Source organism: Nostoc sp., from assembly GCF_054880495.1.
Genome location: NZ_JBTYKD010000293.1, coordinates 1 through 12,326, shown reverse-complemented (window position 1 = coordinate 12,326; position 12,326 = coordinate 1). Strand labels below are relative to the sequence as shown.

The window sequence follows — 12,326 nt, the reverse complement described above, 5'->3', positions numbered from 1 at the left end:
TTGACTATGACGAGTGCGCCAATGCGGTGGGTTAGAACCCGATTATCATCCATCGCTCATTACCAACTCCAACCCTGCTCCCTGCCCTCGCTGCTTACCATGACTGACCTAATGCCTCACAATCCTACGACTCCGCCGATTCCTGTAAACGAACCGGAGCGGTTGGCAGCGCTGCATCGCTACAAGATTCTCGACACCCCTCCCGAAGCGGCGTTTGATCGCATCACCCAGTTGGCAACGCGGTTATTTGATATGCCGATCGCACTCATTTCGCTAGTGGATGAATCGAGAGCCTGGTTTAAGTCTTGCATCGGCTTTGATGCGCGTGAAGTATCACGTGATGCGACGCTTTGCAGCTTTGCGGTGTTAAGCGATAAGCCGTTGATTGTCCCAGATGCTCAGCAAGACGATCGCTTTGCCTGTAATCCATTTGTACAAAGTGAACCGGGGGTGCGGTTCTATGCAGGTGCGCCGCTGCTCAGTCAAGACGGCTTCAACCTGGGAACGCTGTGTTTGCTTGACAGTCAACCTCGTGACGCACTCACAGTGGAGCAGCAAGCGACTCTAGTTGATCTCGCCGCAATGGTGGTGGATGAGTTGGAACTGCGATTGGCAGCGCATCAGATCGCTCAGGTCGAAACGGCTCTGCTGGAAATTACTCAAGGGGTGGCAACCGTTACAGGGGAAGCTTATTTCGATGCCCTGGTACAGCATTTTGCCAAAGTTTTAAATGCAGATTATATCTACATTGGCTTAATTGAGGGCAATGATCCCAAAAAGTTGAGGACGATCGCCACCTATGCCCACGGTCAGATTGTGGATAACCTGGAATATCCGCTGCAAGAGACTCCGTGCTGGGAAGTGATTCAGCAGGGCAAAATTTGCTGCTACCCGCGCAGTGTCCAGGCGCAATTTCCCAACGCGCCTCTGCTGAAGCCGCTGTCCGTTGAAAGCTATGTGGCAATTCCCTTCTTTGACTCTAGCGGCACGACCTTGGGGCTGTTAGGGGTGATGGATGGTAAACCGATAGAGAATGTGCAGCTTGCAGAATCCTTACTGGCGATTTTTGCGCTCCGAATTGCTACCGAGCTAGAGCGTCAGCAAACCGAAGCCGCGCTCTGTGAATCGGAAGCAAAATACCGGACCTTGTTCGAGTCGATCGACGAAGGCTTTTACATCTGCGAAGTGCTGTTTGAGGCAGATGGAAGAGCATCTGATCACCGTGTTTTACAAGCGAATGCGGCGTTTGAGCGACACTCTGGCATCCTGAACCCGGTTGGCAAAACCGCCAGCGAACTGGTATCTGGACTAGAACAGTATTGGAACGACCTTTACGCACAGGTGGTTCACACTGGTGAACCTGTCCGCCTTGAAATCCATTCGGACGCGCTCGATGGTTGGTTTGACGTGCTGGTTTTGCGGCTCGGCGACGCTTCGACTCGCCAGGTTGCGATCGTGTTTACCAACATCACCGATCGCAAACGGACGGAACAAGCACTGCGAGAGAGTGAGGAACGATCGCAGCTTGCCATTCGGATCGCGCAACTAGGAACATGGCGCTATGTCTTAGCGACGAATCTGGTTGAGTTAGATGCACGAATGCGTGAAATTTGGGGTGAACCAGAGGATGCCGTGGCGCTGCCGCTCTCCCAGGTAGTGGAGCGGATTCACCCAGATGATCGCGCCCAAGTCACGAGTACGATCGGTGCTGCGCTTGATCCAACTTCAGCGGGCACTTACGAAATTGATTACCGGATTGTCTGGAATGACGGCAGCGAGCGGTGGATATCTGCGAACGGGCAAGCAACCTTCGCGGGTGAGGGAGCGTTGCGGCAAGCCGTCGAGTTTTTGGTGACTGCTGTTGATATTACCGATCGCAAACAATCTGAAGCCGCTCTACGCGACGGTGAGGAGCAGATCCGCAATATTCTGGAGAGTATTACCGACGGATTCTTCGCGCTCAACCAAGATTGGCGGTTCACCTACGTGAATCCGCAGGCAGAACGCATCCTTAATCGGACTCCAGGCGATCTGCTCAACAAGGTGATCTGGGAAGTATATCCAGGCACCGTCGGCATGGAATTCGAGCGAGCCTATCGCCAAACTGCCAGCGAGCGGGTTACTTCTTCGTTTGTCTCCTTCTATCCTGACCATAATTGTTGGTATGAAGTCTATGCCTATCCTGCCGCAGACGGAATCACTGTCTACTTTAGAAACGTCACCGAGCAGGTTCAGACTGCCGCCGCGCTACGCCAATCCGAGGAACGCTATCGGACGCTGTTTGAGTCGATCGATGAAGGCTTTTGTGTGGTTCAAGTTCTGCTCGATGCTGACGATACGCCGATTGACTACCGCATCCTAGAAGTCAACCGAATCTTTGAGCAACAAACCGGACTGCAACACGCCGTTGGTAAAACAGCGCGTCAGCTTAATTTCGAAGAACATTGGATTGAAATTTATGGTCGAGTCGCGCTGACGGGTGAATCGATTCGGTTTGAAAATGGCTCCGACACCCTGAATCGCTGGTTCGATGTCTATGCCTGCCGCACGGGTGAGCCAGAGGCGCGAAAAGTGGCGATCGTCTTCAAAGACATTAGTGATCGCAAACGCCGCGAAGCAAATCTTGCCTTCTTAGCTAACATCGCCGAAGATTTCTCGCGTCTGTCGTCAGCCGACGAGATCATGCAAACCGTTGGCGCAAAGATCGGCGCGTATTTGAACATTTCCCACTGCCTGTTTGCCGAAATCGATACAGCGCAGGATAGGGTGGTAGTCGAATATGCTTGGAACCCTGAGGATCCGACGGATTTAACTGGGGTTTATCAACTCTTAGAGTTTGTCACCGAAGAATTTCAGCAAGCGGCGCGTGCTAGAGAAACGATTGTCATTTATGACACTCAGACTGATTCACGTACTGATGCGAATCGCTACGCCGCGTTCAACATTCATGCGTTTGTGATCGTCCCGTTTCATCGCAATAACGAATGGAAGTATTTGCTTACCGTGAATCATTCCGTCTCACGGGATTGGCGCGAGGATGAAATTGAACTGGTACGCGAACTGGCGAATCGTGTCTTTCCCCGCGTCGATCGTGCCCGCGCCGAAGCCGTTATCGCAGCCGATCTGCAAGATATGCAGCGACTGCGCGAACTGAGTGCGCGGTTAGTAATAGAAGGTGACATTCAAACGTTGTATCAAGAGATTCTGTCCACCGCGATCGCGCTGACACGAGCCGAAGCCGGAACGGTGCAAATTCTCGACGACGCGACCCAAGATTTGGTACTGTTCGCCACGCAAGGGCTTGAGCGCAATATGACCGAGCATTTCTACCGCGTGAATGCGAGTTCTAATACATCCTGTGGCACTGCGCTGAGAAACGGCCATCGTACCTTCGTTAACTTCGATGTGCCAGAGCGTGAAGACCTAGACGGTTCGCTGCGACTGCACGTGGAGGCGGGGTATCTGTCTGCTCAGTCCACTCCATTGATCACCCGTTCGGGCAAAGCGATCGGCATGGTTTCTACCTATTGGCGCGAACACCACAAACCGAGCGATCGCGAATTGCGGTTTCTCGATCTGCTTGCCCGCCAAGCGTCTGACCTGATTGAGCAACGGCAGACGGCAACCGAACGGGAACAACTCTTGGCGCGGGAGCAAGCGGCACGAGCCGAAGCCGATCGCGCCAATCGCATCAAAGATGAATTCTTAGCGGTGTTGTCCCATGAATTGCGATCGCCCCTCAATCCGATCTTAGGCTGGACACGCTTATTACAAAACGGCAAATTGGATGCGGCTCGTCAAGCCGAAGCACTGAAAACAATCGATCGCAACGCCAAACTGCAATCGCAGTTAATTGAAGACTTGCTCGACATCTCTCGGATTATACAGGGCAAGCTGTCCTTAACAGCCGCTCCCGTCAGCTTGACCTTTGTGATTTCTGCTGCCATTGAAACCGTGCGCTTGGCAGCAGAAGCGAAGCACATTCAAATTCTGCTTGATCTTGATCCAAACATCGCCCCAATCTCCGGCGATGCGGCTCGGTTGCAGCAAGTGGTCTGGAACTTGCTCACCAATGCCGTCAAATTCACCGCTAACAATGGACAAGTGACGATTGAACTGCGGCAACTGGATCAATCGGCTCAAATTCGCGTCATCGATACGGGCAAAGGCATTGCTCCCGATTTCCTGCCCCATGTGTTCGAGTATTTTCGGCAAGAAGACGGCTCGACCACTCGCAGATTTGGCGGGTTGGGATTAGGATTGGCGATCGTGCGGCAAATTGTGGAAATGCACGGCGGCACCGTTTGGGCAGAAAGTGAGGGCGAGAACCGAGGTGCAATCTTTACCGTACAGTTCCCCCTCAGCCTGCAAGCCCAACCCAGTGAGCTAGAGCTACCCCGCGACAGGATGACGACAGAAGCTTTGAACAACCTGCAAATTCTGCTGGTGGATGATGAAATGGATACTCGTGAGTTTCAAGCTTTTGTGCTGGAGCAGAGCGGTGCAACGGTGACTGCCGTGACTTCTGGCTTAGAGGTGTTGCAAGCGTTGGATCGGTTTATTCCTGATCTGTTGGTTAGTGATGTCGGAATGGCAGAGATGGATGGCTATATGCTGATTCAGCAAATTCGATCGCGCCCACCCGATCGAGGCGGAACGATTCCAGCGATCGCGCTCACGGCTTATGCGGGAGAATTCGATCAGCGAAAAGCGATCGCGTCCGGGTTTCAATTTCACCTCACAAAACCAATCGAGCCAGAGAAGTTAGTGAAGGCAATTATTAGCTTGTTGAGGAGCCAACCATGACGCACGAACCAACCTTAGCCGACAGTTCCGGTTCCTTGAGCAATCGTGAATTAGAACAATACTTTCCTGGTGATAGCGAACTTGCCAATCGAATGCGTGCCCTCGATTGGTCTCAAACGGATTTGGGATCGCCCCGGAAGTGGCCTGAAAATCTGCGTGTTGCCGTTGCAGCTTCATATTAAATTGGTAAGTAAGTGCGTCAAATTAAATATAAAACCTTACTCTGCCTCCGGCTTCCCTCTCCGTGAGTTCGGAGAGGGATTGAGGGTGAGGTTTTATCTTATATTTAATTGTGCGTTCCTACTTATAACTCATTTAGGATTGCTATAGGACTTACGCAAAATTACACGCTGTAGGGGCAATTTATGTGGCTTTAGCTGACCACAGGGAATTGCCCCTAAGAAGAAAATCACGGTTTCGGCTATTGTTTGCGTAAGTCCTGCTGAAGTTACTGAATAAATCGATTTAGGTAGGTAGAAAGTTATGGCAAATATCAATGGCACTAACGGTAATGATACGCTGATTGGGACAACGAGTGATGACATCATTGACGGCAAGAGTGGCAACGACCTTTTGAGGGGTGGTGCGGGCAATGATACTCTCATTGGTGGTACGGGCAATGACACTCTCGACGGTGGTGCAGGGAATAATACCATCAAGGGTGGCAATGGTGACGATTACTTAATTATTAACTATTCAATGGGCGATAATTACAGTTCTAGCGATCCCAGAGCCAATAACTTGCTCTTTGGAGGTGATGGCAATGATACTCTCTTTGCCTATGGCGACTATGGTAATAACACTCTCAACGGTGGCAATGGAAATGACACGTTCTATAGTAGTACGTATGACATATATTATGGTGGTTCAGGCAATAAAATTTTAACTGGTGGCGGCGGCAAGGATAAATTTGTTTTCCAGCGTTCTAACTTTGACAGTGGTACGATTACCATCACGGATTTCGATGGCATTGGTCAAGGCTTAAACCCATCAGCAGCGCTGATTGCCAAAGTGGATACCTTACAATTTACAAGAACTGATCCTTCTTTCGGATTGCCATTAACTGCGAGAAATCTGCAATTAACTCAAAATGGTAAGAACACAGAAATCACTTTTGAAAACACGCTTAGTTTCAAAGTTGTCTTGCAGAACTTTGGACTGGAAAACCTAAACAATTTAGCCCACGTGGGCAATATCCTGTTTGATGGGCAAACTAGCATCACAGACAGCTTTGATGTCTTCAGTGCCAACTCTACCCAAAACACCATCTTCAAGAAGAACACAGTCACCTTCCTTAACGACCTCTCCAACAAGGTCAACGGCTTTGACAATTCAGATGATGTAATTAATGGTCAGAAGGGTGATGACATCATTTACGGCTTGAGTGGCAACGACTTGCTGCGGGGTGGTGCGGGGAATGATACTCTCATTGGTGGTACTGGTGACGATGTTCTATTGGATAATTCCGATTTAACAGGCGATAATTTGCTCTCTGGCGACGATGGCAATGATTCCCTCTCCACATCTGGCGTCATTACTGGAGTCTTTTACGACGGAGTATTCTTTTATGGCTATGTGTCTGGCAATAACACTCTCAACGGTGGCGCTGGTGACGATAAATTAAGTGCTGGTCTTTCAACAGGCGATAATTTACTCTCTGGGGGCGATGGCAATGATTCCCTCTCCGCCTCTGGCTTTTATGGGTATGAAGTCGCATTCATCCCCGTTTCTGGCAATAATACCCTCAAGGGTGGCGCTGGTAACGATACCTTGAATATTGACTATTCAACAGGCAATAATTTGCTCTCTGGGGACGATGGCAATGATTTTCTCTCTGCCTCTATAGCAAGGAACGATGCTCTCGGACAATCCAATGCCGCCTCTGGCAATAACACCCTTGACGGTGGCGTTGGTAACGATACCTTACTTGCTGACTATTCATCAGGCAATAACCTATTAAATGGGGGCGATGGCAATGATTTTCTCTCTGCCATAACTGCTTTAGGGAATGACACGCTTGATGGTGGCAATGGCAATGACACCATAAAGGGTGGCAATGGCAATGACATCCTCGCCGGTGGGAACGGTAATGATAGCCTTTATGGAGGAACTGGTATTGATACCTTTGCTTTCACTAATTACAGTGAAGGTTTAGATAGAGTTTATGACTTCAACGCCAGTAATGAACTGATTCAGGTATCGGCTAATAATTTTGGTGGCGGGTTATCAAGAGGTTCGTTCTCAGCTAGTCAGTTTACAATCGGAACATCTGCAACGACAAGCGATCAACGATTTATTTATAACAACGCTACAGGTGGACTGTTTTTTGATCAAGACGGTAGTGCGGGTGGATTTACTCAGGTAAAATTTGCACAATTATCTGTTGGTTTGTCACTAACAGAAAGCAATTTTGTAATTGTTTATTCGTAATTAGCCCTCCATCACCAAACGCTACAGGAAAATAGAAATCTTCATATTTCTGAGGATAAGACTGGCTCTAATTGCATTTTTCAGTCTGGTGGCAATGACCTGATTATTAAACAAGCAGCTTGTCCTCAGGCGATGTCTACGATGGTCACTGAGCCCTTCGACAAGCTCAGGGTAACACCTGCGCCGAAGTGCGGGCTATTCGGTGACGCTTTTCGTCAACACAAATTCGTCACAGCTGGTCGTAGCGATCGCTTACGACCGGAGAAGCTAATCGCAGAAGTTTCTCCAAAGACAATACCAAATAACCTTGATAAGATGGAAAAAATAGTTTAATCTAACTGCCAAGGTTATGAGTACCATTAATATTTCTTTACCTGAGTCGATGAAAGCCTTTGTTGAGGAACAAGTAACTCAAGGTGGCTACGGTTCAGTTAGCGAATATCTACAAGAGTTAATCACTCAAGACAAAAAACGTCAGATGCGAGAATATATAGAAAAACTTTTAATTGCAGGACTTGAAACTGGAGAGGCAATAGAAGTTAATGATCAGTGGTGGCAGCAAAAACACACGCACTAGATTAACCAGTTGCATCTAGAGAAATAATCACAAAGCGGATAGTTATTAGACATTTCCCACAAATCAGGTATCCTTTTGAGAAACTTCACCTAAACGCCTATGGGCTTGCTGCTTAGGAATAAGAATTAAGTAATATTAAGATACAATTTATGTCCCTGGCTTACCTCACCCTCAATCTCTCTCCTTATAAAGGAGAGGGAAGCTAGAGACAGATGAAGTTTTGCATTTTATTTAATCCACGTTCCTTTTGTCCATCTAGGAGCTAGAATTGTTACAATAATTTCAGATTAGATATTGAAACCTTGATCCAATCTGAAACCTTAGAACTATTAGAATGGCATCGCCTCTGCCGGCACCTTGCCACTTTTGCGGCAACTAAGCTGGGGGCGACGGCTGCGCGTCATCTGAAAATACCCGATACTCAGATCGAAAGCGAACAGTTGTTAGAGCAAACCAAAGAAGTCTACCAACTGGAAACTCGCCTGACCACGGGACTGTCATTTGAGGGAATTCAAGATATTGGGGATTCCTTAGAACGGGCAGAACGAAGCGGAGTTTTGACAGGGGATGAACTGTTAGCGATCGCTACTACCCTAGCTGGTGCCAGAAATTTGCGCCGTGTCATTGACAATCAGGACGATTTACCCATACTGACTGATTTGGTTGCCGATTTGCGGACTTATCCAGAACTAGAACAGGAAATTCACCGATGTATTGATGAACGGGCACAAGTAACTGACCGCGCCAGTCAAAAACTGGGAGAAATTCGCACAGACTTGCGGCGATTACGCAGCCAAATTACTCAAAAGCTGCAAAATATCTTACAGGCAAAATCTGGAGCAGTTCAAGAACAGCTGATTACGCAACGGAGCGATCGCTTTGTCATCCCAGTAAAAGCACCTCAAAAAGATGCCATCCCCGGCATTGTCCACGATACCTCTACCAGTGGTGCGACGCTGTATATAGAGCCGAATTCAGTAGTGCCTCTAGGCAACCAACTGCGGCAGATCATCAGAAGAGAGCAAGCCGAAGAAGAAACGGTTCGCCGCGTTTTGACCGAACTTGTAGCCGCAGTTAAACCAGATTTAGAGCGGTTATTAGCGATCGCTACGACTTTGGATCTGGCAACCGCTAGATCACGATATAGTTACTGGCTAGGAGCGAATCCTCCGCGATTTATTGATCGCAAAGATAATGAAATCATTACCTTGCGGAACTTACGACATCCTCTATTAGTCTGGCAGCAACAGCATGAACAAGGGCAACCAGTAGTTCCTGTAAATTTACTTATCAGCCCGCAAATTCGGGTAGTAACAATTACCGGCCCAAATACTGGCGGTAAAACTGTAACCTTAAAAACTTTGGGGTTAGCAGCATTGATGGCGAAAGTGGGTTTATTTGTGCCCGCCCGTGAACCAGTGGAAATACCTTGGTTTGATCAGGTGCTAGCAGATATTGGCGATGAACAATCCTTACAGCAAAGTTTATCTACATTCTCAGGACATATCCGCCGGATTAGTCGGATTTTAGAAGCATTGGGAAGCAGAGGAGATAAGGGAGATGAGGGAGATGGGGCAGATGGGGGAGAGTCTAAGTCCAATGCCTCATACCCCAGACTTCGGCAACGCTACTTCGACGTCGCTCAGTACCCTTCTCTACGAGACGCTACGCGAACGGCAAGCTCAGGGCAGGCAAAGTCAGTACAAGTGCCCCATGCCCCACTCCCCACTCCCCACTCCCTAGTTTTACTTGATGAAGTCGGCGCCGGCACCGATCCAGTTGAAGGTAGCGCCTTAGCGATCGCCTTGTTGCAATATCTCGCCAATCATGCCCAACTAACTATTGCCACCACTCACTTCGGCGAACTGAAAGCCCTAAAATACGAAGACGAGCGGTTTGAAAATGCCTCTGTAGAATTTGATGAAAGTACTCTCTCGCCTACTTACCGTTTGCTGTGGGGCATCCCCGGACGTTCTAACGCCTTAACTATTGCCCTACGCTTGGGATTAAAACCAGAAGTGGTAGAACAGGCAAAAACTCAAGTGGGAGAGGCCACAGATGAAGTTAACCAAGTGATTGCTGGCTTAGAAGCGCAACGCCGCCGCCAGGAAACCAAAGCTGCGGAAGCCCAAAGTTTATTGCAGCAAGCGGAACGTTTATACAAAGAAGTATCCGCAAAAGCCGCAAGTTTGGAGGAGAGGGAAAGCAGTTTGCGGGCTTCACAAGAAGTAGCAGTCCAACAAGCGATCGCTCAGGCAAAAGGTGAAATTGCCCAAGTAATTCGCCGTTTGCAGAAAGGTACGCCTACAGCCCAAGAAGCCCAGCAAGCAACCAATGCTTTGAATCAAATTAGCCAGCAATATCAGCCGGTAACGACAGCAAAACCAAAAGCTGGGTTTATGCCGAAAGTAGGCGATCGCCTCCGTGTTCCTAAACTGGGACAGACAGCAGATGTGATCACCGCCCCTAATGAAGATGGGGAGTTAAGCGTTCGCTTTGGGCTAATGAAAATGATTGTGAAGTTGGAAGATGTAGAATCTTTAGATGGTCAAAAAGCCGAACCAGTCGTCAAACCTAAACCAGCACCAGCAGCAGTCACGCCACCACCGCAAAGTGTCCCAGAAATTCGGACTTCTCAAAATACCATAGATTTGCGTGGTAAGCGGGTAGCTGATGCTGAATACATTTTAGATAAAGCGATTTCGGAAGCTACAGGCCCAGTCTGGATTATTCACGGGTACGGCACTGGTAAGCTGCGACAAGGTGTTCATACCTTTTTGCAACACCATCCCAGAGTGAACAACTACGAACCAGCAGAACAAGCAGACGGCGGTACTGGTGTCACCATTGCTCATATCAAGTGATCGCTTCCGACTCTGGTAGTAAAAATCAAATTACTCACTGGTAGCGATCGCTGTGCCCCTACGAGAAATCTATATGTAAGCTAATCGTCATTCATTTTTCCAGAATAATTCGCTTGTAGTAAGGGCTACCCTACGGGAACGCTTCGCGAACAGCCCTGCTTCTATGCAACTTAAATGCTCATTACCTTATCAGGGTTTGTGTGAAATGGTATAAGAAGAAAATCATTCTTTTCGGCTATTGTTTGCGTAAGTCCTGATAAATTTGAAATTTTATTTTACAGCTATTTTCAGGTAAATAGACCACGCGGTAGGGGCACAGCATTGCTGTGCCCCTACGACAGATGTGGTTCAAATACATGATTTCTGCTGTAAGTTAAAAGATATAGCGGTTCTCGAGCGTTGTGAGGTACAATAACCCCACCCCCAACCCCCTAAGAGCAAGCGAGGTGGGGGCTATGATGTCGGAAACCGCTATATTACAAACGCCTGTCTGCTTATTAGCAAACAGGCATGTCTTCGAGTACAAAGTTTGGTTGAGATTCGGGTTATTAAATCTTCGCAGTAGAATCAACTGAGGGTTGAGACTGACTAACCGAATCTAACTTTGGCAAAAGCAGTAGATTTTGTGCTTTTAGACTACTGTTGATTGTTGCTTGCAAAATGGGGGTATTGGAGATGGAATTGTTCGCCAATGTAAACAGTGGATTTGACAAAACCCCTGCGATGGTAGTGGCAATTAATGTTACCACCAACCCGACCTGCAAAGGTCTCAGTCCCGGCAAATCCCAACGCACTTGGGGATAATTCTTCACTGCGTCGGACATTTCATGAGGTTCTTTGACTACCATCATCTTAACTACGCGAATGTAGTAGTAGATGGAGACGACGCTGGTAACTAAGCCCAGCAAGACTAACCAATAAAGTCCTGCTTGCCAACCAGCCCAGAATAAGTAAATCTTGCCGAAAAACCCCGCGAATGGTGGAATACCACCCAAGGAAAGTAGGGAAACACTCAATCCCAGTGTTAGGAGTGGGTCTTTTTGATATAAGCCAGAGTATTCGGAAATCTGGTCGGTTCCGGTTCGTAGTGAAAACAGAATGATGCAGGTAAAGCCGCACAGATTCATGAACAGGTAAACCAGGAGGTAAAATATCATACTGGCATACCCTGCCTGTGTACTAGCAATCAAGCCAATCATCACAAACCCAGCTTGGGCAATGGATGAATAAGCTAGCATCCGTTTCATGCTGGTTTGGGCTAGGGCGACTACGTTACCCAAAATCATGCTGAGAACGGCCAGAGCAGTGAAGACAAACCTCCACTCATCAGCAACAAGGGGGAACGCTGTTGTCAGCAAGCGGATGGCTAGGGCAAATCCAGCTGCTTTGGAACCGACAGATAAAAAGGCGATGACTGGGGTGGGAGCGCCTTCATAAACGTCTGGTGTCCACTGGTGGAAGGGTGCAGCGGAGATTTTAAAGCCAATACCGGCGATCGCAAAAACCAAGGCAATCACTAAACCTAAAGATTGTCCGACTTTAGCTGTGGCAATACCATTAGCGATCGCACTTAATTCAGTTTGTCCTCCAGATAATCCATACAGCAGTGATACACCGTACAAAAATATTGCCGTACTGGAAGCTCCAAT

6 protein-coding genes and 1 pseudogene are annotated in these 12,326 nt (G+C 48.2%); 6 read left to right on the top strand and 1 reads right to left on the bottom strand.

The window, feature by feature from the left end; genetic code table 11:
- Positions 1-111: 111 nt before the first annotated feature.
- From ACYTXL_RS25660 to ACYTXL_RS25635, 6 genes and pseudogenes are all read left to right on the top strand, one after another.
- The gene (locus ACYTXL_RS25660) at positions 112-4,806 is read left to right on the top strand and encodes a GAF domain-containing protein (RefSeq protein ID WP_461927156.1); all 4,695 of its coding nucleotides are present in this window, start codon (positions 112-114) and stop codon (positions 4,804-4,806) included.
- Positions 4,803-4,988 carry a hypothetical protein gene (locus ACYTXL_RS25655; RefSeq protein WP_461927155.1) on the top strand — a complete coding sequence of 62 codons (186 nt, stop codon included), beginning with the start codon at positions 4,803-4,805 and terminating at the stop codon, positions 4,986-4,988. The genes ACYTXL_RS25660 and ACYTXL_RS25655 overlap by 4 nt, the downstream gene beginning before the upstream one ends.
- Before the next feature lie 307 nt (positions 4,989-5,295).
- Positions 5,296-7,236: pseudogene (locus ACYTXL_RS25650) on the top strand (hypothetical protein); the annotation flags it as partial.
- Between the two features lie 141 nt (positions 7,237-7,377).
- Positions 7,378-7,569 (top strand): hypothetical protein, encoded by a 192-nt coding sequence (locus ACYTXL_RS25645; RefSeq protein WP_461927154.1) that lies wholly within the window; start codon positions 7,378-7,380, stop codon positions 7,567-7,569.
- 16 nt (positions 7,570-7,585) lie between these two features.
- Positions 7,586-7,813 (top strand): type II toxin-antitoxin system ParD family antitoxin, encoded by a 228-nt coding sequence (locus ACYTXL_RS25640; RefSeq protein WP_461927153.1) that lies wholly within the window; start codon positions 7,586-7,588, stop codon positions 7,811-7,813.
- Positions 7,814-8,115: 302 nt separating this feature from the next.
- Positions 8,116-10,677: an endonuclease MutS2 gene (locus ACYTXL_RS25635; protein WP_461927152.1), complete on the top strand. Its 2,562-nt coding sequence runs from the start codon at positions 8,116-8,118 to the stop codon at positions 10,675-10,677.
- A gap of 548 nt (positions 10,678-11,225) precedes the next feature.
- Here the strand turns inward: ACYTXL_RS25635 and ACYTXL_RS25630 are convergent.
- The coding region (locus tag ACYTXL_RS25630) for an NAD(P)H-quinone oxidoreductase subunit N (protein ID WP_461927151.1) at positions 11,226-12,326 on the bottom strand (1,101 nt) is incomplete at its 5' end.

Excerpts from the sequence above, each read along its gene's own strand:
- ACYTXL_RS25660 (WP_461927156.1), top strand. The coding sequence starts at position 112 with ATGCCTCACAATCCTACGACTCCGCCGATTCCTGTAAACGAACCGGAG.
- ACYTXL_RS25655 (WP_461927155.1), top strand. The coding sequence starts at position 4,803 with ATGACGCACGAACCAACCTTAGCCGACAGTTCCGGTTCCTTGAGCAAT.
- ACYTXL_RS25645 (WP_461927154.1), top strand. The coding sequence starts at position 7,378 with ATGGTCACTGAGCCCTTCGACAAGCTCAGGGTAACACCTGCGCCGAAG.
- ACYTXL_RS25640 (WP_461927153.1), top strand. The coding sequence starts at position 7,586 with ATGAGTACCATTAATATTTCTTTACCTGAGTCGATGAAAGCCTTTGTT.